21 protein-coding genes are annotated in these 20,945 nt (G+C 44.6%); 12 read left to right on the forward strand and 9 right to left on the reverse strand.

The window, feature by feature from the left end:
• Positions 1-2: 2 nt before the first annotated feature.
• Together LEP1GSC058_RS18325 and LEP1GSC058_RS18330 are read left to right on the forward strand one after the other, a co-directional pair.
• Complete coding sequence (locus LEP1GSC058_RS18325; protein WP_016551076.1) at positions 3-1,097, forward strand: DUF1574 domain-containing protein; 1,095 nt, start codon at positions 3-5, stop codon at positions 1,095-1,097.
• Between the two features lie 3 nt (positions 1,098-1,100).
• A complete protein-coding gene (locus LEP1GSC058_RS18330; protein WP_016551186.1) occupies positions 1,101-1,448 on the forward strand; it encodes a nucleotide pyrophosphohydrolase in 348 nt (115 codons plus the stop codon).
• Here the strand turns inward: LEP1GSC058_RS18330 and LEP1GSC058_RS18335 are convergent.
• Entirely contained in the window at positions 1,441-1,839 is a 399-nt protein-coding gene (locus LEP1GSC058_RS18335; protein WP_016551360.1) for an ExbD/TolR family protein, read from the reverse strand. The genes LEP1GSC058_RS18330 and LEP1GSC058_RS18335 overlap by 8 nt on opposite strands.
• On the reverse strand, positions 1,836-2,321 hold the full coding sequence (locus tag LEP1GSC058_RS18340) for a MotA/TolQ/ExbB proton channel family protein (RefSeq protein ID WP_016551104.1): 486 nt from the start codon (positions 2,319-2,321) through the stop codon (positions 1,836-1,838). The genes LEP1GSC058_RS18335 and LEP1GSC058_RS18340 overlap by 4 nt, the downstream gene beginning before the upstream one ends.
• A 110-nt stretch (positions 2,322-2,431) precedes the next feature.
• On the opposite strand from LEP1GSC058_RS18340, the gene LEP1GSC058_RS18345 reads away from it, so the two are divergent.
• From LEP1GSC058_RS18345 to LEP1GSC058_RS18355, 3 genes are all read left to right on the forward strand, one after another.
• Complete coding sequence (locus LEP1GSC058_RS18345; RefSeq protein WP_084680436.1) at positions 2,432-3,166, forward strand: ubiquinone/menaquinone biosynthesis methyltransferase; 735 nt, start codon at positions 2,432-2,434, stop codon at positions 3,164-3,166.
• A 79-nt stretch (positions 3,167-3,245) separates the two neighbouring features.
• Positions 3,246-5,138 carry an LruC domain-containing protein gene (locus LEP1GSC058_RS18350; RefSeq protein ID WP_016551109.1) on the forward strand — a complete coding sequence of 631 codons (1,893 nt, stop codon included), beginning with the start codon at positions 3,246-3,248 and terminating at the stop codon, positions 5,136-5,138.
• Between the two features lie 55 nt (positions 5,139-5,193).
• Positions 5,194-6,576, forward strand: a complete 1,383-nt coding sequence (locus LEP1GSC058_RS18355; RefSeq protein WP_039948808.1) for a PrsW family glutamic-type intramembrane protease — start codon at positions 5,194-5,196, stop codon at positions 6,574-6,576.
• A 25-nt stretch (positions 6,577-6,601) separates the two neighbouring features.
• On the opposite strand, the gene LEP1GSC058_RS18360 is transcribed toward LEP1GSC058_RS18355, so the two are convergent.
• The 7 genes from LEP1GSC058_RS18360 to LEP1GSC058_RS18390 form a co-directional block, all read right to left on the reverse strand.
• Positions 6,602-8,587 carry a hypothetical protein gene (locus LEP1GSC058_RS18360; RefSeq protein WP_016551235.1) on the reverse strand — a complete coding sequence of 662 codons (1,986 nt, stop codon included), beginning with the start codon at positions 8,585-8,587 and terminating at the stop codon, positions 6,602-6,604.
• Between the two features lie 136 nt (positions 8,588-8,723).
• On the reverse strand, positions 8,724-9,176 hold the full coding sequence (locus LEP1GSC058_RS18365) for a TraR/DksA family transcriptional regulator (protein ID WP_016551161.1): 453 nt from the start codon (positions 9,174-9,176) through the stop codon (positions 8,724-8,726).
• A gap of 11 nt (positions 9,177-9,187) precedes the next feature.
• Positions 9,188-9,340 (reverse strand): 50S ribosomal protein L33, encoded by a 153-nt coding sequence (gene rpmG, locus LEP1GSC058_RS20095; RefSeq protein ID WP_010409750.1) that lies wholly within the window; start codon positions 9,338-9,340, stop codon positions 9,188-9,190.
• 122 nt (positions 9,341-9,462) lie between these two features.
• Complete coding sequence (locus tag LEP1GSC058_RS18375) at positions 9,463-10,428, reverse strand: bile acid:sodium symporter family protein (RefSeq protein WP_016551297.1); 966 nt, start codon at positions 10,426-10,428, stop codon at positions 9,463-9,465.
• A 3-nt stretch (positions 10,429-10,431) separates the two neighbouring features.
• On the reverse strand, positions 10,432-11,577 hold the full coding sequence (locus tag LEP1GSC058_RS18380) for an aminotransferase class V-fold PLP-dependent enzyme (RefSeq protein WP_016551350.1): 1,146 nt from the start codon (positions 11,575-11,577) through the stop codon (positions 10,432-10,434).
• A gap of 92 nt (positions 11,578-11,669) precedes the next feature.
• On the reverse strand, positions 11,670-12,419 hold the full coding sequence (locus tag LEP1GSC058_RS18385) for a ferritin-like domain-containing protein (protein WP_016551260.1): 750 nt from the start codon (positions 12,417-12,419) through the stop codon (positions 11,670-11,672).
• 184 nt (positions 12,420-12,603) lie between these two features.
• On the reverse strand, positions 12,604-13,236 hold the full coding sequence (locus tag LEP1GSC058_RS18390; protein WP_016551160.1) for a lysoplasmalogenase: 633 nt from the start codon (positions 13,234-13,236) through the stop codon (positions 12,604-12,606).
• 100 nt (positions 13,237-13,336) lie between these two features.
• Here LEP1GSC058_RS18390 and LEP1GSC058_RS18395 point away from each other — a divergent pair, with 100 nt between their 5' ends.
• From LEP1GSC058_RS18395 to LEP1GSC058_RS18425, 7 genes are all read left to right on the forward strand, one after another.
• Complete coding sequence (locus LEP1GSC058_RS18395; protein ID WP_016551140.1) at positions 13,337-14,338, forward strand: TerC family protein; 1,002 nt, start codon at positions 13,337-13,339, stop codon at positions 14,336-14,338.
• Between the two features lie 65 nt (positions 14,339-14,403).
• On the forward strand, positions 14,404-16,281 hold the full coding sequence (locus tag LEP1GSC058_RS18400) for a methylmalonyl-CoA mutase family protein (protein WP_016551295.1): 1,878 nt from the start codon (positions 14,404-14,406) through the stop codon (positions 16,279-16,281).
• Complete coding sequence (gene scpA / locus LEP1GSC058_RS18405) at positions 16,278-18,458, forward strand: methylmalonyl-CoA mutase (protein ID WP_016551192.1); 2,181 nt, start codon at positions 16,278-16,280, stop codon at positions 18,456-18,458. The genes LEP1GSC058_RS18400 and scpA overlap by 4 nt, the downstream gene beginning before the upstream one ends.
• A gap of 5 nt (positions 18,459-18,463) precedes the next feature.
• The gene (gene meaB / locus LEP1GSC058_RS18410) at positions 18,464-19,495 is read left to right on the forward strand and encodes a methylmalonyl Co-A mutase-associated GTPase MeaB (protein WP_016551331.1); all 1,032 of its coding nucleotides are present in this window, start codon (positions 18,464-18,466) and stop codon (positions 19,493-19,495) included.
• A gap of 217 nt (positions 19,496-19,712) precedes the next feature.
• Positions 19,713-20,111 (forward strand): LIC20211 family lipoprotein, encoded by a 399-nt coding sequence (locus LEP1GSC058_RS18415; protein ID WP_016551116.1) that lies wholly within the window; start codon positions 19,713-19,715, stop codon positions 20,109-20,111.
• Between the two features lie 11 nt (positions 20,112-20,122).
• Complete coding sequence (locus LEP1GSC058_RS18420) at positions 20,123-20,602, forward strand: hypothetical protein (RefSeq protein WP_016551382.1); 480 nt, start codon at positions 20,123-20,125, stop codon at positions 20,600-20,602.
• Complete coding sequence (locus LEP1GSC058_RS18425; protein WP_016551346.1) at positions 20,599-20,943, forward strand: hypothetical protein; 345 nt, start codon at positions 20,599-20,601, stop codon at positions 20,941-20,943. The genes LEP1GSC058_RS18420 and LEP1GSC058_RS18425 overlap by 4 nt, the downstream gene beginning before the upstream one ends.
• Positions 20,944-20,945 lie beyond the last annotated feature (2 nt).

The following is a 20,945-nucleotide window of genomic DNA, read 5'->3' on the forward strand; positions in this document are numbered from 1 at the left end:
TCATGGAAACCGCAAAGAACTCTCAATTTCCTCTTTTCAGCAGAAAGATTCTTTGGATTCCGCTAGGAATCGCTGCCTTAGCTTTCTTCTGGGATAAACTCTTATCTTCCGAATTGGTTCGACCTTATACGGAATCCGGCGCAGAATATTATTTTTATGAAATGAAGGGTCGTATTTTAGATACGATGAAGAAGGAAACGGATTCCAAGTCGCCGAATCAAAAAGTTATGACTTTTTTTGGAACCTCGCATATGGGAGAGATTTCACTTTCCGAAATTCATAAGGAAAATCCGAACCTTATCGTTTATAACCTCTCTGCTCCGTCCGCGCCGTATTCGTTTCATGCGTACACGTTGGAAAGATTATTGGATAGAAAAATCCCTTTAGATTTCGCAATTTTAGAATATTATCCGGACTCCGCAACGGACTTCGCGAACCGTTATGCGCTGCGGTACTCATACGATTCAATGTATTTCTTGGAACACTGGAATGTATTCTCTACGACCGATTGGGATACTTTTTTAAGAGCAAGGGTATTTCGAACTTCCGTATTTCCTCCTAGATTTAAGGAAGCCGCATCAAGACTTAAGCATCCCGAAGAAGTTACCTATTTAATGGCGATTCGAAGCAAATTGACGGATGAATCGGATCGGTTTAAAGGCGGAATTCCCAATACTCTTCTGACGAATACCCCTGAAGACAAATTAGATTCTGAAGCGGAACGCATTCATCGGGAAACCTATCGCAATTATAAACGGTCGGAAACCCAAGTTAACTTTCTGAGGGAATTCCTGAAAAGAGCCTCTCAAAACGGAATAACCGTCGTGCTCTGGTCGCCTCTATTGTATTCCAAATTTACGGAAAAAGTAAAACGATCCCCTTTCTATCCGGATTGGATTCGCTTGCGGGAACAGCTAGTGCGCGAATATCCGAAAACGTTGGTCCTGGATCTAGAAGACTATCGGGACCAAGTAAAATGCCAAAAATTCATAGATCCGCATCATTTAAGCGGAGGCTGTTTCGCAGAACCTACTAAGATTCTAATTTCCTACTTGGAAGCGAAGTCTTCCCCCCATAAAAAGAACGTAGAGAAATAAATCATGACGTTCGACGACGCACAAAAATCCGTAGATGACTGGATTCAAAATTTCGGAGTAAGATATTTTTCCGAGTTAACAAATCTTGCCATCCTAATGGAAGAGGTCGGAGAATTCTCAAGAATCGTCGCGCGTAAATACGGAGATCAATCCTTTAAAAAAGGAGAAGATCCCGATGCACTCCCGAAAGAGTTCGGGGATATTCTCTTCGTATTAATTTGTCTCGCGAATCAGATGGGAATTTCTATGGAAGAGGCTCTGCGTTCCGCTTTAGAGAAAAACACCAATCGCGATAAGGATCGACATAAGAACAATCCGAAGTTGGAATCGCCGGATTCCTCGTCTACCTAGACCCTTTAACGGCGAGTTCCAAAGAATCGATTCCCGATCGCCGAACTAAATCTAAAATTTTTACAACTTCGCCGTAATCGGCAGACTCATCCGCAAAGAAACGAACTTCTTTACCTTTTAGATTTCCGTTTCCCAGTTCTTTTTCCAAATTGCGTCTGTCCATATTGGCACCGTTCCAGAGAAACGTTCCGTTCGGCAAGAGTGCGATTTCAATCCGCTCTCCTTTGGGATCCTCGCCTTTTCCGACTTGCGGAAGATCCAAAGGAATGGAACGAATTTCTTTTCGAAAACTCACCGCTAACATTACGAAAACTAGAAGTATGAAAACGACGTCGATAAAACTGGTCAGATCTATCGCCCCTTCCTCCTCCCGCAGGATAGACTTTCTCATTTCATTTCTCCGGGGGGAATTCTGGTCCACGAGAGCGCGTCTCTTTCCAGATCTAATAAACGATGCTTTAAATATTGATAGCCTAATAGCGACGGAATTGCGACCGCTAAACCGAGAATCGTAGTGACAAGAGCCAATCGAATTCCGCCGGCGAACGCATCAAGACTCACCGTCCCCGCAGCCTGTAACGCGGAAAAAGCTTCTGATATCCCGAGCACGGTTCCTAAGAGTCCGAGCATAGTCGCTATGCCGGCAAGATGTCGAATCCAAGAAAGCTTGGTTTCAAGCGGAAAAAGCTCTGCAGAAACTTTCTCTTCCCAGACCCCGGGATCCATTCCCGAAACGAATCCTGCAAATAAATCAATCCTGCGTTTGGGTAAGGTCGTCAGCACATGAATGAATGTCGCTAAATTCCAGATTGAAAGAATTCCGATAGCAATGGAAACCCAGTCCCAACCGTTCCCTAAAATACCGTTACTCATTTACCTCGATTCCTTTTTCACAAAGTAGATATTGTAACCTGACATGTCGACTGCAAGACCTTGTTTGAATCGCTCTTGCCAAAGCGGATTTAAAAAAAAAGCTAAGGGAAATGACTAGTTTCCAAATGCCGACCACCGAGGCAAAAGCCATATTCGTTAAGCAGAATTTCGACGCTATCGCCGCCAAGTATGATCGCTTCAACGATTGGAATAGCTTTTTTCTACATCGCCTTTGGAAGAATCAACTCGTAAAAACGATCGAAAAATTGACCGGACAAAAGATTCGCGTATTGGATTTATGCTGCGGAACCGGAGACATCTCGGTCAGATTAGAGAAGTCACAGCAAGTGGACGGATTGCTTTGTATAGACTTTTCGGAAGGAATGCTGGATGTCGCGAGACATAGGTTGGCGGCTCCGATACAAAAAGGTCGGGTCCAAGTCCAAATCGGCGATGCGACAAACCTTTTCTCCATTCAATCCGATAGCCTAGATGCCGTGAGTGTCGGGTTCGGTCTCCGGAACGTGGACAATTTAGATAAAGCCATCTCGGAAATCTATCGAATCTTAAAACCCGGAGGAATCTTTGCGAATCTCGATGTCGGAAAGGTTAAGCGACCTTTGATCCGATGGTTCGCAAATTTCTATTTTTTCCGAATCGTTCCTCTTCTCGGTTATTTCCTTTGGGGCGGGAAGAACGAAATGTTCAACTATCTACCGATATCTTCGTTAACCTATCCCGACCAAAATTCCCTAAAAGAACTGTTACAAAAGCACGGATTTAAAGATGTCCGGTATAAAAACTTCGTTTTTGGAAATGCGGTTTTGCATATCAGTAAAAAATAATACCCCTTTTGTAGTATTCGTTCCGAATCCGTCGTCTTCTCTATAAATTAGAGCTTAACAGCGGGAGTTTCAAACCGCCATGAAAAAAATCTTGTTGCTGACCTTATTGGTCGGACTGACCCTAAATTGCAATAACGGCAAAAAGAAAGGCCTACTGCTTCCTTTTCTTTCCCTTCTCGGTACCCAAAATAAATCCGACGGCAGTACCGGAGTATCCGGTAATTCGGGCAGCACCGGAGTGGTGTTTACACCTGGAGATGGTTCCGGAAATTACGTCACCCAGCCTTCCGGCAATTCAAGTTCAACGCCATCCACGTCTTCAGGCGCTGGAACCGCAAACTCGGGAAACTCAAGCGGGAGTTCCTCTTCCTCAAGTGGGTCAGGAAATTCGAATGCTTCCAATAATTCTTCTTCAAACAGCGGAGGATCTGCCGGAGGAAATTCCAGCTCTAGTAGCGGTACTTCCGATAACTCATCCTCAAGCAGCGGGGGATCTACCGGCAGGAATTCCGGCTCTAGTAGCGATACGTCGGATAATTCATCCTCAAACGGAAACGGCGGACATAATTCCAATTCCAGCGCTAACTCTTCCGATAATTCGCCTTCAAAAGGCGATACCGGAAACGGTTCCGGTTCAACCAATACTTCCGGATCGGGAAATTCTGACGGAGATAAAGGATCCGGAACTCCAACCGTCGCTGTCGTAGTCGTGGACGATCCGAAAGGAAGTTCCAATTTTAATTATAATACGACTCAAACGATTCCTCTTAACTTAACGGTCGTTGATAAGGAAAGAAAGCCGGTGATTGGCGCAGCGATTCTTGTTTATGACGAGACGAATAATCTACTCTTCCAAGGAATTTCCGATTCTTCCGGTAAGGTAACCGGATCGTTAACCGTACCTACTTCCGTCGAAAACATTACGATCGATATTTCGATAGGAGGAGAATCTATTTCTCAATACGTCAATCTGGAGAAGATTTTAGGAATCAATAGGACGATCCATTATGCGATCACTCTACCTTCCAACCAGGTGGCAGATTCGGACGGTGACGGAATTCCTGACAGTACGGACATTTACCCGAATGATCCGTCTCGTTCTACGGAACTGCTATATCCTGGAGAGGGAGTTTATACTCTTGCATTCGAAGATCTTTACCCTTCTCCCGGTGATGCTGATCTTAACGACTATGTCGTACAATTTAAGAACGAAGAAGACTTGGACGCAGCCGGTAAAATCGTACGGCTTAGAGGAAGATACCAACATGTCGCAAGAGGAGCCGGATACTCGCATAAACTTTTGCTGAAGTTGCCCGTTAACGTAGGGGCAACCGTAACGTACAAACGGACGGACGGGAATGAGAATGCAAAGGTAGCACAAACAACCTCAACCGTAACTGCCGCGCAATTAAACCAAGGATATGAGCTTCTGCCTGATTCGAGCAAGACTCTAAGCGGTCAAAATGCAAATCCGGGAGAAGTCTTCAAACATGGTCATGTCGCCACTATCGAGATCGTCTTCGACTCTCCGGTAACGAGAGCTCAATTGGGCGCGTTCCCGTACGATTTATTCGCACATGTGATCAGTTCGAATCATGATATCCATTTTCCGGGACTTTATAAAAACTCCGACGGATCGGATCCGTATATGGACTCTACGGGATTTCCTTGGGCAATCCTTGTGCCGGGAGCATGGAAATATCCTTATGAAAAGCAGGATATTCGCAAGCCTTCCCAAACCGGTTATGGAGATTTCTCTCTTTGGGTGACATCTAAAGGAACCAATTACAAGAATTGGTACAACCGCATCACGAACGAAAGTAAGGTTTTCCCAGTTCCGGATTCATCAACACTATTAGGTTACCTATTTTTATCGGTGAAGAAATTCGCGGTATTCTACGCCGTCGCACTTTTAGGTATCGGAGGAATCGGATTGTATATCTTGAGAAGAAGACAATCCATCGTTATATAAGAAATACCGTCTTGGATTTACCCTAAGGAAGGCATTGTCCGATACTAGTTGGGCGATGCCTTTTTTTATCGGTCGAACGGAAATCTGGTCGGAATTAGCAAAGCCGATCGCTGCATTAGGAGCCGCATGGTTTTACTGGGATTTTTATAAAAAGACATACTATCCCGGCCAAGGCAATCTTGCGACCGTTACTGCCATTTTTTCCGGAATGGTGGCTACGGGAATTTCTCTAGTCTGGGAAGTTCAAGTTTTTGATTTCTTTCCGGACCTTTCCCATTTTTCTCGAGCGATATTTGTAGGAGCTCTTCCCGAAGAAAGTTCCAAAGCTCTTATTGCGCTTTGGTATTTTCGGCGAGTCGGGAGGACTCTAAGCCTCGCCGACGGACTTTACTTCGGACTAACCGTAGGAGCATCTTTCGGTTGCATCGAAAACATTTTTTATTCTTTTACGTTGGAATTCTGGCCTAGCCTCTTACGAGCAGGTACTTCACTACCTTTGCACGCCTTTTCGGGAGGAATTCTAGGTTTCTTCCTGCTTAGAAATTATCAAACCCGAAAAGCCGCTTTGTCAAACTTCGAAACCTGGGTTGCTTTCTTGGGAGTCATCTTACTTCACGGAATTTATAACCGATTGGTCGCAGACGGAGAAAACGGGATTCTATTCATTCCGATTCTATTAGGATTATCTTTTATAGCCTTGGAATTTCTAGTAGTACAAGCACAGGTGACACTTCCGTTCGAGGTAATGCAAACTGAGGATTTATTTTTGGACGATTACTCGATGATTCAAAAATACAGCCGATATGATTCATGGTTACGCAAAACGCAAACAGGCGAGGCAATTACCGAGATACCTCTATTTCGATCCCTTTCGGCCGGAAGAACGTTAGTCGCAATTTTCTTGTTCGGGATGCCCGTATTTTGTTTAAATTTCTATTTTTTTTCACCGCAGCTCATTCCGCACTATCTTGTAAGCATAGATTTCCAACAATTTATCGCGCTTTTTATGGAGTACCCTACATGGCTCGGTATTTTGTTTCTTTTACGGGGGTTTTTAAATCCTTCCTTCTTTCAGGAGAGAATCCTAAAAGTACCGCTATTTTTGTCCGTGACTTTGGGAACTCATGAGGAAGAGGAACCTACTCTAGCCTATTCTCTTTCTATAAGAGGGTTTTATTCTCCCGTTACTATGGAACCGATTTTAGGGAGAGAAACGAAAGCCTCTTTTTATATCGCCGGAAAAAGCTTTGTAGGAATCAGAGCAGTGCCGGTCTGGAAGAACTTCCGACCGGAAGACCCGAATCATGAAAGCGGGGCATTATATCGATTCCAGAATATACCATGGAGCTTAATCGCTTGGCGATGGATCGTTCGAATCCGGCAGCAAGTACGCAATTCGTTTGATGCGATACACGGAATCAAGTTCCGCCGAAACTAGACATGGATTTATAAATCTACGTCAATTAACGGATTCGGTTTAACCCGTCAAAGTCTTCCGCGGAAATAAAGAATTCGGCAGGTCCCGATTCCATCCAGGAAACTCTTAGAACTTTTGCAGTTAAAAGTTTTGCACCGGCAGGAACAGCTAAAGCCACCGTATTGGATATTGCGTTAAGCGGAGTGCTCCTAGATTGAAGTTCTACGCCTTTTTCATCCGAGAAAATCCATTTAATATAAATTGGCTTTCCAGGTTTCGGATCATGAGCGAGGCCTACTCTTAGATTTACGGAATTTTTATCACCCAACACCCAAGACGTTCCGGAACGGAATACATGGACTCTTGATCCGTTTTTAACGGTATTTTTTTCCCTTGCGGAAAGCTGGAAGGTTTTGCGCTCCTCGTAACGGAACTCGGGGCCCTGTGCATGACTAGACAGCTTGACTAGGGTCTTCATAGCTATTGTAAGACCGAACACCAAACACAGTAAATTAAATGCGGGAACGATCCACCATTTCGGAAGCATCCTAGTGGAAGGTCCGGATGAGCCCAAAATCCAAAATAAAAGGAAACCTAAACTTCCTGCTCCGCCGATCCAAGGTTGGTAAAAGAAAATAGGAAAAAGCAATAAAAGTAAGGTCCAGTAGGTTCCGCGTAAGTATGCCTCGAATCCGATCCACGTAGCAAAGAGTAGAAAAAGTAGGATTCCGCCGTCGCTTAATAATAATACCAAAGAGCTGAGAGCAAAGTCCTGTAGCCCGTGCGCCGGAAAAGATCCTCTAGGACCTAATTCTATCCAACGAAGAGCAAAGTTTCCAAAACCCTGTCCAAAAACAGGAGCTTCCTTCCACCAATTCCAAGCGGATAAAGTTTGAACCCAACCGTCTTTCCAGTACAATTCTAGAATTTTGGAAAGTCCTTTTCCTTTATGCCAAGCTGCAAGTATGTCTTCCTTAAATACTTGCCAAGCAGTCGGCGACCAATCAAAGCCTCCCGCAAAATACATTCCGAGGAATAGAAGAACGGTCCCAACGAAAACAAGTGGAATGAAGGAATATTTTAAAATAGGATTTCTAAATCCTTTTTGGTAAGAGAGAATCGCAACCACCATTCCTTCTAAGGATAGCAGGATCCAAAATCCGGTTCCTTGGAATCTTCCCGCTAAGAAGAGAGGAATTAAAATCGAGATACTTAAAACAACTCTAGTGATAATCCGCCAGTTTCGACTATGCACATGATATAAAAAGAGACCTGCAAGGATCGGCATGCCGATTCCGAAGGAAGCTGCATCCGGAAAGAATCCCGAGACTCCGAATGTTTCCGCGTTACCGGAACTAAACGGAAAAACCGTTTCCTTAGAAAGTCCCTGGAGGGCTCCTAAAATCAAATTCCCGGTGAATCCGACTAGAATTCCTGTTCTCCACTGTTTAACGGGCGGGTCCGTATCATGAGAACTTGTTTCTTCCGCCAGAAAGTAAATTACCGCCGAAAGCCAAGCTCCCAATCCGTCCAAAGTCAATCCAAACGCATACTTGGACGAAATCCCCGCCGAGTATTCCGTATCTTGTAGAATTCCTTCGGTTAAAGGGGAAATACCAAAATACGTTAGTAGTCTTTCTATGAGTAAAAAAGTGAAAAGTGCGAGAAGTCCCGCTTTCGGATTCTTAGTAAAATCGAGAGAATTCTTATACGGTCGGTTGATATAAAAATATCTGAGTACCGGATCCTCTTCGTTAACAGAATGCCCGTAAAACGTGGAAACGTATTGCCTTAGAAAAACACCTAAAGTTGCACCTGCAAATAACGCCGAGAGATAAAGATATCCGGTTTCCGTGGCCAAAAGTAATCCGGGAGAAAGTAACGCAAATGCAGCCGTAAAAATCCGACCCGATTTGCGGTGATGCAAATTCGGTAATAATCCGGCGACGAATTGAATGCAGGCAATGCCAAAACTCGTATCCGGATTGCGCACCAATAAAGACCAGCGCAATAAAATATAAGAAAGGATCACACTTAAGATAAGTGTTAAGAAAGTCGGGGTTCTAAGCGGCCTCAATCGGGCAAAAATGCTTGGCACGAATTGAAAATGGTCCTAGAAAGTAAGTAGATTTCAATCTAAAAATAGGAAAAAACAGAAACGGCGAGACTCAGTCGTCTAAAGAATCTAAATCAGTCGGGATTTTATAAGTGCCCGTCAAGGTCGCGGATAAAGGACTTTTTTTACCGGAAGCACGGTGCTTTGATACCGCCTCTGCATACTCCACAGTATATCTCGTCCAAGGAATCGCTTTTAAGCGGGCTAAAGGTATTTTTTTACCTGTCCCCTCGCAAATTCCATAGGTTCCATCTTCGATTTTTTCGAGAGCTACATCGATTTCACGGATCGTATCGATTTCGGACTCTGTGAGAACGGAACTGAGCATTTCTTCGTTGATTTCGGAGGCGATATCGGCGATATCCCCCATCTCTTTTAAGCCGGAAGGTTTACTATTATCTTCCCACTTGGCATACTTTTCCAGTAGAGAGTTTTTTCTCTCCACTAGCAGTTCCTGCAACTCGTTCAGGATTTTCTTATCGTATGCAAGTTTTTTCGCGACCATCGGTTTTCGGTTTATACCTTAGATTCCTTATGTTCGACGTGCGCTCTGCAAAATTTACAAAACTTTTTCGTAACAAGTTTCTCGGATTTCGCCTTTTTATTTTTAGTCTGGAAGTAAGCGTCTTTCTTACATACCTGACAGGAAAGCTTAATGATCTCTCTCATGGCGGATTTCTCTTTGCAAAAATTAACCTAAAACCTGAAAAACGGGATTTTCGAGTCAAAAATGGCTCTCCCCTATAGGTTTCAAGGCTGCATTAGCAATAAAAAAAAAGTTGGCTGAAAAATCAAGGAAGATCGTTCGGAAACTTCGAAATTTCCTCTTTCCCGACCGGTGGGTATTTTCTCCATATAGCGGCCAAAACGCTTCCAATCACAGAATGAATAAAACTGGATAAGGCGGCGGGAATCGCGACAAGAGGATCCGTAAAATTATTTTTAGAAAGAACGACTCCAAGACCGCTATTCTGCATTCCGACCTCGATAGAAACCGTTCGAGAAACGATTAAGGAACGGGTAATCAATTTAGCAAACCAGTATCCGAAAAAATAACCGGACGCGTGCAAGAGGAAGACAGCGGAAAGAAGAAGCATCCCCGATTTCACAACAGCCGATTTTCCGGCTCCTAGAATAGAGGAGACAATGAGTGAAATCAAAATAACCGCAATAAATGGAGAAACTACTTTAACTCGATCCGCAAATCTAGGAGTGTATCGATTCAAAAGAATCCCTAACGTTACGGGAACAATAACGACTTCAAAAGTGTTCAAAAATAGTCCGAACGGATTCGCGCCCACTCGATTTCCGACTAATAGCAATGTTAATGTAGGTGTAAGAATGACTGAGAGTACGGTAGATATAGCAGTCATGGTCACCGATAGCGCCAAATCTCCTCTTGCTAAAAACGAGATCACGTTGGAAGCAACTCCCCCCGGACAACAGGCGACGACGATTAGCCCCGTAGATAGAGGAGAGGGAAGTTCCAATAAAATTCCTATCCCCCAACCTGCTAAAGGCATAATCGTATATTGACCTACGACACCGACCAAAACGGCTTTCGGAGTTTGGAAGACTCTCTTAAAATCCTCCGGGACCAATGTGATGCCCATTCCAAGCATCGTTAATCCTAAACTATAGGTAATCCAAGGACCGTCAAACCAAGCGATCCAGGTTGGATAAATCCAACTGATGGAAACCCCGGCTATTACCCAGAACGGAAATAGAAGAGAGGCTCGTTCAAAAAATCTAGCCAATGATCACCTTGCCAAGAGATCGACCACATGATCTAACTGCTCTTTTGCAATATAAATATGCGGCGAAAATCGAATTCTTCCTAGACGCAAGGCGCACATGACACCGCTCTTTTTTAAGTGATTAATCGTTTCTTCCAGAGAGACATCCGGCTTTTCAGCCACGACAATTCCGGTTTTAAAATCCGGAAAATGGTCCGAACAAAGCTTCCAGCCCGCTTCTCGTAACCGATCCGATAAATAATCGGCGAGCTCGTAGATTCGAGCCATGGAGGAATGAAAACCTATTTCATTCAGCATTTCCAAGGTCGACTGAAAATAGACCCAGTCTATAAAATTCACGGTTGAAATCTCGTATCGATCGGTGCCTTTCAATTCTTCGCGATACGGAAGATACACTTCGTCATTTACTACCGACCCGGTGCCTTTGAACGGAAATTGGAGAGATTCCAATTTTTCTTTGGCCACATACATGACCCCCAAACCTAGAGGTCCAAGAAGCCATTTCCAAGCAGGAAAGGCCATATAAGAGATCTTCATTTCTCTAGGACGGATCGGTAATAAACCGACACCTTGCGCCCCGTCTAAAGCGAATTCAATTCCCTTTTCAGCCAGAAGATTTCCGATCTCTTCTAAAGGGAAAGGCATCCCCGTGCACCAGTGAACTGCGGAAAGACTAACCAGTCGCGTCTCCGGAGTTAACGAATCTTTTAAGTTTTCTAAAAACCCTTCCGGAGTTTCCGACATCGGAACAAAGGCAAGTTCAACGCCTTTTTCCTTCCAATGTTCCCAAGGATAAATATTCGAAGGATACTCGTTCTCAAGAAGTAAAATTTGGTCCCCAGGCTGCAATTGTACGCCTAAAGAAATAAAATTCATCCCTTCGTTCGTATTATGAATTAAGCTGAGTTCTTCCTGATCGCAACCGAGTAATTCGGCGAGAATTTTCCGAATCGCCCTTTTTACGCTTACATAACGTCTTACTTCGGTGAGACCGCCGTGAGATGCGTATCCATGGAGATATTCGTTGACCCAACGGATCGTTTCGGTATTACAAGGGGTAGTACCGCAATTATTTAACCAAATCATTTCCCGATTTACTGGATATAAGGCTTGGATCTTTGCCCAATCCGGAGTGGCGTTTGTTTTCATCCTTCGTCCAAATTGAAACTTTAGTACGGAAGACAAAACCCTTTTTTAGCGGAGCGTCTCGGAAAGAGAGCGCTCCGATTTTAGTAGAATCTCTAGCGTTTTTTCTTAGCAGCCGCTTTCTTTTTGGGTGCGGCTTTCTTAGCGGCGATCTTTTTCTTTGCCGGTGCGATTTTCTTTTTGGCGGAAGATTTTTTAGGGATTGCAGCGGCTTTCTTAGCTACTTTTTTGGCGGCTGCTTTTTTGGGTTTGGCAACTTTGGAACTTTTAGCCCCTTTTACCGGGCTATCCACCGCTTTAGCGACTTCTTCGGCTTGCTCGTCCCAAAAATACGCACCTCTGCCCGAATGAGTTTGATCCAGGGCGTTGAGTTCCGCTTCCAAAAGGGACTGATAATTTTGGCTATATTCCATAAGTTTGCTAAACAAGAGCCTAATATTCGGATCAGTGAACTTAGTCGTTAGCTTTTCATAAAATGCCACCGAGTTCTCCGCTTCCCTGATCGCAAGTTCCAAAGCTTCATGAGCGTCTTTGGAGCCCGGACCGATAATCGTCCGTTCCACTTTATTCATTAATTTCTGAATCGTCGTCTGATGAAATTTATGAATCGCGGTAAGTTGTTTTAAATTAGGGAGTTCGGCGCCTTCCGCTACTTCGTAAATTTCAGTGATGAATTTAATATGATCATCGACTTCCTCCGCAAGGCGCTCGAAAAGCTCTCGCGTGCGACCCGGCGGAAGTTTTTCGTACGTATCCATATAGAACTCGAAGTAGTCCTTCTCGTGTTGGATCGCCGCTGCAATGGCCTCGAGGAAAGTTGTTTCTTTAAGAGGTTTGATACTCATATGTTAGCTCCGGTCGCGTCAATTCTAGGGAGATTTCCCGATGGGTTCAATACTATTTTTTCGTTTTTTCTCATCCAAAGATTGTCGCACATGTTCATTTTTTTTTGAGGAACTTGACGCTCATAAAAGCGTTTGCGGAAGAAATTCCATTCTTAATTCGAAAAAACAATCCTAAAATTTCGGTTCAAGATTCTTCTTCCGTGGAGACGAAAATTAAAAATTGAGCAAGGTAGTATGTTCCCATAATCCAACTTCCATGCGCCGGGAATCGGATCGCGGTAAAATGACTTAATGCAATCAGCATATCGGAAAAAATAAAAATAACTGCGCCGGAAATCCCCAGCCAAAAATCCAATTTTTCACATTCTCTAGAAGATGCTCTCCAACCCATCGTGCAGATCGCGGCAACGTAAAGTAGGACGGGTAAACTCATAACGATCGGAATTCCAGGTAAGAGCCAATAATAAAAGCCGCCGCCGCCTACTACAAAAGGTATTAGGCGAACGATCTGCACCGGATTTCCTCGGGAGAAGCCCCAAGAATACGATAACTGCGCGATTAGAAAACTTCCTAAACCGAAAACGAAATATTCCGCCGGAAAGGTTAAAATCGCGTCCCCAAAGAAAGAAAATATCAAACCGAAACCGATCCATATTCCGCTTCCCTTCGTCTGCCAACGTCTATCCCTACTGAAATCCCAAAGTAATAGCAGAATCGGTAAAACTTTTGATCCCAACCTAAGTAAAAAAACCTCCGGCCAAAAGTTGACTACAACCAAATGCAAAAGGCATAGGAGAGGGTAAACGATATAGAGCATTGAGCCTCCGGGTTCTGGAAAGTCCGGGATTTGGGATTGTCTTCCTGCTCTCAGGTTAGAACCTGTCTCCCATCAACCATTTTCGGGTCTGGATGCTGCGATGCTCTCTTTTAGCCAAAAAGATTCTACACTTTTTCTCATTTTCACCGTGGGGGTGGGTTTTTTAATTTATCTAGATCTCTTTGTTCTAAATAAAAAAGCACGGAAACTTTCCCTTAGAGAATCCGGCTATTGGACTTTGTTTTGGGTTTCCTTAGCGTTGGGTTTCGCGTCGATCATCTATATCTTTCACGAAGATCCGACTCAACCGACGATCGCAAAAGAAAAAACTCTAGAATTCTTAGCCGGTTATCTTTTAGAATATTCCCTCTCCGTGGATAATCTTTTCGTTTTTATCATGATCTTTGCGAAATTCAGAATCCAATCCCATCACCAGCCCATGATTTTAAAATGGGGAATTTTAGGGGCTTTAATCTTTCGCGCACTGATGATCTTTTCGGGAGCGGAGTTAGTTTCGAGATTCGAATGGATTCTATATCTGTTCGGAATTCTTCTTTTATATTCGGCGTGGAAAATGTACTTTCATACCGAGGAAGAGGATTTCGATCCCGAGGAAATGAAACTCTTAAAATACGCTAAAAAGATATTGCCGATGACTTCGACGTTTCATCCTGAAAAATTGATGGTGAGCGAGCAAGGTAAGAGAGTCTTCACATCCACTTTTCTGATTCTTCTCGTAGTGGAGTTCAGCGATATATTGTTTGCGGTGGATTCGATTCCGGCGATCTTTTCGATCACTCAGGATAGCTTCATTATCTATACTTCTAACGTATTCGCGATCTTGGGATTACGATCCTTGTTCTTTCTACTCGGCGGCGTAATGGAATTATTCGTTCACTTAAAAAAGGGGGTCTCCCTACTTCTAGCGTTTGTCGGAATTAAATTATTATTGCCGGCAATTTCAAAACCGATACTCGGAGAAGAAATCCACGTTTCGATAGAAATTTCACTTTTTATAATCATTGGCACGCTTACCCTTTCTGTGCTCGCCTCCCTTCCCCATTATTTATCAACAAAAAAGGAACCTGATTCGGATTTTTAGACTTTACATGAAGATTTCGACTTATTCCCTAGAAAAAGGATTTTCTTACAAAAGAAGAGCATATTATGGCCGCAGACAAACTCTTTAACGAATTCCCGCCGGTCTCTACGAAAGACTGGACCGATCAAATCATCAAAGATTTAAAAGGAGCCGATTTCGAGAAAAAACTCGTTTGGGAAACCCAGGAAGGCTTTAAAGTTCAACCCTTTTATAGAAAAGAAAATCTTCAAGGATTGGAATGGTCCGTTACGAATCTACCGGGTATCTTTCCCTTTGCTCGTTCCACACGAAAGCTTACGAACGAGTGGAATATCCGACAAGATATAGATTCTATCGATTTGAAACTCGCAAAAGAACTAGCCTTGGAGGCCGTCTCCAACGGAGTGAATTCGATAGGCTTCGTAATTCAGAATTCAACTTCGGGACGAAGGGGAATTCCAGTGGAGAAAAAAGAGGATTTAGAGTTTCTCTTAACGGAACTTCCTTTAAATGATATAACGGTTCATTTTATTGCCGAAGAAAGATCTCCGCAAATACATACTTGGCTTCCCAAAGTAAAACCGCTAATCGGCGGATTAGGATACGATCCGTTCCGAATTTTGGCCCGTCATGGTCGCTCAGGCGGTCATACTCCCGAGACTCTAAAACCAATCTTGGAGGAATATGCGGCGACTTGGCCGAATTACCGAAGCCTTACCGTTCATTCCTCCACCTTCAGAGATAGCGGATCTACGATCGTACAAGAACTGGCCTTTACGTTGGCGCTGGGGTCGGAATATTTATTTCGACTTTCCCAAACAGGGTTGAAACCCGAAACCGTTAACTCTCAAACTATTCTGCAATTTACGGTAGGCCCCGATTACTTTTTGGAAATCGCCAAGTTTCGCGCCGCCAGGACGCTCTGGGCCGAAATTTTTAAGGCTTATTCTTCCGAGACCGGAGAGGCGAGTTTACCTTTTATCGCTGCGGAAACCGCCAAATACAATTATGGAGTCTACGACGTTCATAATAATATGCTTAGGGCGACGACCGAAGCGATGACCGCAGCGATCGGAGGCGCGGAAATTATCACCGTCCTACCCTTTGATCATTTGATTCAACCGGCGGATTCTTTTTCGCTTCGAATTGCACGAAACGTTCAGCTACTGATGAAACACGAGTCGTATCTTGACAAAGTCGTCGATCCTTCCTCAGGTTCTTATTATCTAGAAACTCTAACACAGTCCATGACCGAACAGGCGTGGAAATTGTTCTGCGAAATTGAAAAAGAGGGCGGCTTTCTCTCTTCTTTGCAAACGGGAAAGATCCAAACTCGCATCGCAGAATCCAGGAAAAAGAAGGAAGAAAATTATTCGACTAGAAAGGAGATCTTTCTCGGGACGAATCAATATCCGAATCTGAAGGATAAAATCACCGATAAGCTTTTAAACAAATCCGTGCCGACACAACCTTTAGAAACGAAGCCGGGGGAATCGACTTGTCTTGCGATACCCGATTTTTTTGCAGGCGGCGAGATCGAAGAAATTCGTTTCTTAACGGAAAATTGGGAACAAAAGACGGGCAAGCCAGTAAAAGTTTTACTCATTCCGGTCGGGGATCTAAAGATGAAGAAGGCAAGAGCAATCTTCTCTTTAAACTTCTTAGGTTGCGGAGGTTTTGCCGTTATCGATCCGGGCAGTTACGAAAATTCCGCCGAAGCGAAATCAGCGATCGCGAAAGAACAACCTGAAGTGATTGTTTTCTGTTCGTCCGATGAAGAAGTCCTCAAATGGGTAAAAGAAATTCTTCCTGAATTGAATCCAAAACCGATCCCGCTCGTTGCCGGAAATCCTAAAGACGCAATCTCCGAACTGGAAACGTCGGGAGTCAAAGGCTTTTTACACATCAAGTCCGACCTGCTCAAAACCTTGACCGATCTTCAAAAAAGGCTGGGAATACGATGAACCGACCCATATTCGACTCTAATCTTAAGCATTCTAGTTCAAAGGAAACGTACGCCGATTGGTCGAAGGAGGCCTTGGATGAATTAGGACTTTCTAATTTAGAATCCAGAATCTGGCACACCCCGGAGAAAATTCCGGTTAAACCCGTTTACACTGCCGAAGATGCCAAAGGACTCGAGCACCTGGAATATGCTGCGGGAATTCCACCTTACCTTAGGGGACCGTATTCGACCATGTATGTCCAGCAACCCTGGACAATCCGACAATATGCCGGATTTTCGACGGCAGAAGAATCCAACGCGTTCTATCGCAGGAACCTGGCTGCGGGACAGAAAGGTCTATCGGTCGCGTTCGATTTGGCGACCCATAGAGGGTATGACTCGGATCACGAGCGAGTCGTTGGAGACGTAGGAAAAGCGGGCGTAGCAATCGATTCCGTTTTGGATATGAAGGTTCTTTTCGACCAAATACCGTTGGATCAAATGTCCGTATCGATGACTATGAATGGTGCTGTCATTCCGATTCTTGCCTTCTATATCGTAGCCGCCGAAGAACAAGGCGTAAAACCGGAACTACTTTCCGGAACCATCCAAAACGATATCCTGAAAGAATTCATGGTACGGAATACTTACATTTATCCGCCTGAACCTTCCATGAGGATTATCGCGGATATTTTTCAGTACACCACGAAGTACATGCCTAAGTTCAATTCGATCTCGATTTCCGGATATCATATGCAGGAGGCGGGAGCGACCGCCGATTTGGAATTGGCTTATACTTTAGCGGACGGGCTCGAGTATCTTAGGACGGGAATCAAAGCCGGAATGGACGTGGATAGTTTCGCACCGCGGCTTTCGTTTTTTTGGGCAATCGGAATGAATCATTTCATGGAAATTGCGAAGATGCGCGCGGGGCGCTTGCTCTGGGCAAAAATCGTCAAAAGTTTCCAACCTAAAAATAACAAGTCGCTCGCATTGAGAACCCATTGCCAAACTTCCGGTTGGAGCTTAACCGAACAGGATCCGTTTAATAACGTCGCAAGAACTTGCATTGAAGCGTTGGCCGCAGCCTTAGGACATACTCAATCGTTACACACGAATGCGCTGGACGAAGCCATCGCTCTTCCCACCGACTTTTCCGCAAGGATCGCAAGGAACACTCAGATCTATCTGCAGGAAGAAACGAATATTCATAGAGTAGTCGATCCTTGGGGCGGGTCGTTCTACGTGGAATCTCTTACGAACGATTTAGCTCATCGTGCTTGGGACCTGATCCAGGAAGTGGAAAAATTGGGTGGAATCGCAAAAGCGATCGAAACCGGTATTCCCAAAATGAGGATCGAAGAAGCCGCCGCGCGGAAGCAAGCTAGAATCGACTCAGGAAGGGATATAATCGTGGGGATTAATCGATATCGGCCGAGTAAGGAGAACCCGCTTGATATATTAGATATCGATAATACGGCCGTTCGTGAATCCCAAATTCGCAAATTAAACGAACTTAAAAAGAATCGCGATGCCGGCGCCGTTCAATCGGCCTTGGATGCGATTACTAAATGTGCCGGAGGCGGACAGGGGAATTTACTGGATCTCGCAGTGGATGCGGCCAGAAAACGGGCGACTCTCGGAGAAATCTCCTTTGCTATGGAGAAAGTCTTCGGCCGTTACAAAGCGATCACCCATTCCATCACCGGAGTCTACTCGGAGGAAATTATGGACGATCCCGACTTTAAGAAGGCTAAAACTTTGTCCGAGAAATTCTCCAAATTGGAAGGACGTCAGCCTAGGATTATGGTCGCGAAGATGGGACAGGACGGACATGATCGGGGAGCGAAAGTCATCTCTACTAGTTTTGCCGATATGGGATTCGACGTGGATATAGGTCCGCTCTTTCAAACTCCCGCCGAAGCGGCCAAACAAGCGGTGGAAAACGACGTGCATATTTTGGGTGTTTCCAGTCTTGCTGCCGGTCATAAAACGCTGGTACCTCAGGTAATCCAGGAACTAAAACGTTTAGGTAGGGATGATATTCTCGTAATTGCCGGCGGAGTGATTCCACAACAAGATTACGAATTTCTATATAAGGCGGGAGTAAACGGTATCTTCGGACCCGGAACAAAAATCTCGAAGGCCGGAGTGGATATCCTGGAACTTCTGATCAAAACCGCCGAAGGTGTTTAGGATTCGTGCCTGAATCGGAGAAAAAAAGAGAAAGCCTTCTCAGAGGCGGCGGCCATCGAAAGGCTCTTCCGGAACTCGGTACGTTCGTAAAAGGAATTTTAGACGGAGATCGAGTTTTACTCAGTCGGGCAATCACCCTCGTAGAGAGTACTCTGCATTCCCATCAAGAAATGGCGGAACAAATTATCGAGCGTTGTCTTCCCCATTCCGGAAAGAGTATCCGAATCGGAATCACCGGAATTCCGGGTGTCGGAAAAAGTACGTTCATCGAAACCTTCGGAAATCTCCTGGTTCAAAAAAGTAGAAAGCTCGCGGTATTAACCGTAGATCCTACTTCGCAGCTCTCAAAGGGTTCCATTCTTGGAGATAAGACTCGAATGGAAACTCTTTCCAGGCGGGAGGAAGTGTTTATCCGGCCGACTCCTTCAGGAGATTCTCTTGGAGGGGTGGCTCGTAAAACTAGGGAAACTATTTTCCTATGCGAGGCGGCGGGCTTCGATACTATCTTAATTGAAACGGTCGGAGTCGGCCAATCGGAAACAGCCGTTCATTCAATGACGGACATCTTTTTACTTTTACTCATTGCGGGTGCGGGCGACGAATTGCAGGGAATTAAAAGAGGCATTATGGAGATGGCCGATTTAATCGCGATCACGAAGGCCGACGGAGAAAACGCGCTGAGAGCAGAGCGCGCCAGATCGGAAACTTTATCGGCGATTCATTTTCTTCCGCCTCACGAATCGGGCGCCCCTACGAATGCACTGACATGCTCGGCGCTGACGGGCCAAGGGATTCAGGAACTTTGGCTCGAAATTTTAAAATATATCGAAATCGTGCGCGCGAACGGATATTTTGAAGAAAATAGAAAAGATCAGGCTAAACACTGGCTACAAGAATCGGTCCAATCTCTCTTAATAGAAGATTTTCGGGAAAAACTAGAATCGGAATTTCTGTTAGCGGAACAAAAAGTCACTCGAGGTGAGGAAAGTTCGCTAAAAGCTGCCAGAGATTTACTTCGGCTCTACCGAAAAGGTTGATAGATTTATTACGGTCTTATAATATATTTTTAACGTTCATTTTTAGTCCGTTATTTTCGGATCGAATCGCCAAGCAAATCCCAAGTCGAACTCCAAAACAGAATAGAATTTTTTCCTTGGAAAATATATCTTTTCCGATCGTTTAGGCGGATTAGAAAAGTAGAAATCGAACAGGCGCCTTAGACCCGGGTCGGTTTCGTCCAAAGGAAAAACATCAATGCCTCTTCCGTTTGTAAGAATCCTAGTTGTAACCGCTTTTATCGGGATTCTTTCCGCCTGCGCAACTTCCAGCGCCGGTCTTTCGACAAGTACCGTACCGATGGCTGACAAAAAATATACGGTGTTAGGTCCCGTAGAAGGCATGAAATATTGGATCACGTTCGATGTCGCAATTATCGGGATCCCTTTAAAATCCCCTCCGATCGATATCCTTTTGGAAGAACTTCAAAAAGAAAAAGAAGCCGACGCATTGATCAATCTGCGATACTGGACGGATAAATATATCTTTCTCTTCCTAACCCTGAATCGTCTGCATATTTCAGCGGAGGCGGTTCGTTTTGATGGAGTCGTTTCAAATCCCGTGTTGCCGCCTGAACCGAAACGAAAAGGACGATAATCTCTTTTCCCATGAAGCGATTTTTCCTAAAAGCCATTCTGGCCATTTTCGTTATTCTCACTCAAGCCTGTTCGGGAACGATCACTCGCACTGAAGTAGGAGGAAGAGTTCGAGATCCGAGATTCGTCGATTCGGCAACCATATTGCGAAGCACCGATTACGAAGAATTAGGGACGTCTACCGGAGAAAGTTCCGTCTTTTTTTTGTTCGGCCTGATTCCTATGACCAATCCTTTGAATATGGACTATGCGTTAAGCGAAGCAGTTCGTAAAATTCCGGGCGGGAAAACGATCGTTAAAGTCAGGTATTGGCACGAGACTCATTTATTTTTTCCGGTCGGAACTGTCAGTGTTCTCAAGGTAAAAGGTATGGTGGTAGGCGCGCCGTCTACGGATATAGGCTCCGAAATAGAGCCTACGACTAAGGGCGCCGCCGCAGTCACGGGAAAAAGGTCAGCTAACGGCGGTGCTTCCGCGGATGGAAAGCAATGAAGAAGATTCTATCATGCTTCGCCCTAGTTTCCGCATTCTATTCGGTGGGATGCGTCCGGGAAGATCGAGTTTCCCAGGGAGATTCGAATAGTCAAATTTATGCCGCCGCCAAATATCTTGCGACGAAATGCGGCGATCCGATTCCTACACCGTTTCCTGTCGCAATCGGCGACGTTCAAAGACGGAATTTGGATCTTTGCAGTATCGCGATCACTAAATCCGACTGCCCGTTCATAAGTTATCCCATAGCATGCCTATTGATCTACATGGACAAACCGACCGGCGATATTCCTTGGTATGAGAATTTTAAAGATGCGTATGTTACTCCGAAGGTGCCCTAAGT

This window comes from Leptospira fainei serovar Hurstbridge str. BUT 6, assembly GCF_000306235.2.
Classification (GTDB): Bacteria; Spirochaetota; Leptospiria; order Leptospirales; family Leptospiraceae; genus Leptospira_B; species Leptospira_B fainei.

Bases quoted from the DNA above. Each gene is read 5' to 3' on its own strand.
- LEP1GSC058_RS18325 (WP_016551076.1), top strand. From the start codon at position 3: ATGGAAACCGCAAAGAACTCTCAATTTCCTCTTTTCAGCAGAAAGATT.
- LEP1GSC058_RS18330 (WP_016551186.1), top strand. From the start codon at position 1,101: ATGACGTTCGACGACGCACAAAAATCCGTAGATGACTGGATTCAAAAT.
- LEP1GSC058_RS18335 (WP_016551360.1), bottom strand. From the start codon at position 1,839: ATGAGAAAGTCTATCCTGCGGGAGGAGGAAGGGGCGATAGATCTGACC.
- LEP1GSC058_RS18340 (WP_016551104.1), bottom strand. From the start codon at position 2,321: ATGAGTAACGGTATTTTAGGGAACGGTTGGGACTGGGTTTCCATTGCT.
- LEP1GSC058_RS18345 (WP_084680436.1), top strand. From the start codon at position 2,432: ATGACTAGTTTCCAAATGCCGACCACCGAGGCAAAAGCCATATTCGTT.
- LEP1GSC058_RS18350 (WP_016551109.1), top strand. From the start codon at position 3,246: ATGAAAAAAATCTTGTTGCTGACCTTATTGGTCGGACTGACCCTAAAT.
- LEP1GSC058_RS18355 (WP_039948808.1), top strand. From the start codon at position 5,194: ATGCCTTTTTTTATCGGTCGAACGGAAATCTGGTCGGAATTAGCAAAG.
- LEP1GSC058_RS18365 (WP_016551161.1), bottom strand. From the start codon at position 9,176: ATGGTCGCGAAAAAACTTGCATACGATAAGAAAATCCTGAACGAGTTG.
- rpmG (WP_010409750.1), bottom strand. From the start codon at position 9,340: ATGAGAGAGATCATTAAGCTTTCCTGTCAGGTATGTAAGAAAGACGCT.
- LEP1GSC058_RS18380 (WP_016551350.1), bottom strand. From the start codon at position 11,577: ATGAAAACAAACGCCACTCCGGATTGGGCAAAGATCCAAGCCTTATAT.
- LEP1GSC058_RS18385 (WP_016551260.1), bottom strand. From the start codon at position 12,419: ATGAGTATCAAACCTCTTAAAGAAACAACTTTCCTCGAGGCCATTGCA.
- LEP1GSC058_RS18390 (WP_016551160.1), bottom strand. From the start codon at position 13,236: ATGCTCTATATCGTTTACCCTCTCCTATGCCTTTTGCATTTGGTTGTA.
- LEP1GSC058_RS18395 (WP_016551140.1), top strand. From the start codon at position 13,337: ATGCTCTCTTTTAGCCAAAAAGATTCTACACTTTTTCTCATTTTCACC.
- LEP1GSC058_RS18400 (WP_016551295.1), top strand. From the start codon at position 14,404: ATGGCCGCAGACAAACTCTTTAACGAATTCCCGCCGGTCTCTACGAAA.
- scpA (WP_016551192.1), top strand. From the start codon at position 16,278: ATGAACCGACCCATATTCGACTCTAATCTTAAGCATTCTAGTTCAAAG.
- LEP1GSC058_RS18415 (WP_016551116.1), top strand. From the start codon at position 19,713: ATGCCTCTTCCGTTTGTAAGAATCCTAGTTGTAACCGCTTTTATCGGG.
- LEP1GSC058_RS18420 (WP_016551382.1), top strand. From the start codon at position 20,123: ATGAAGCGATTTTTCCTAAAAGCCATTCTGGCCATTTTCGTTATTCTC.
- LEP1GSC058_RS18425 (WP_016551346.1), top strand. From the start codon at position 20,599: ATGAAGAAGATTCTATCATGCTTCGCCCTAGTTTCCGCATTCTATTCG.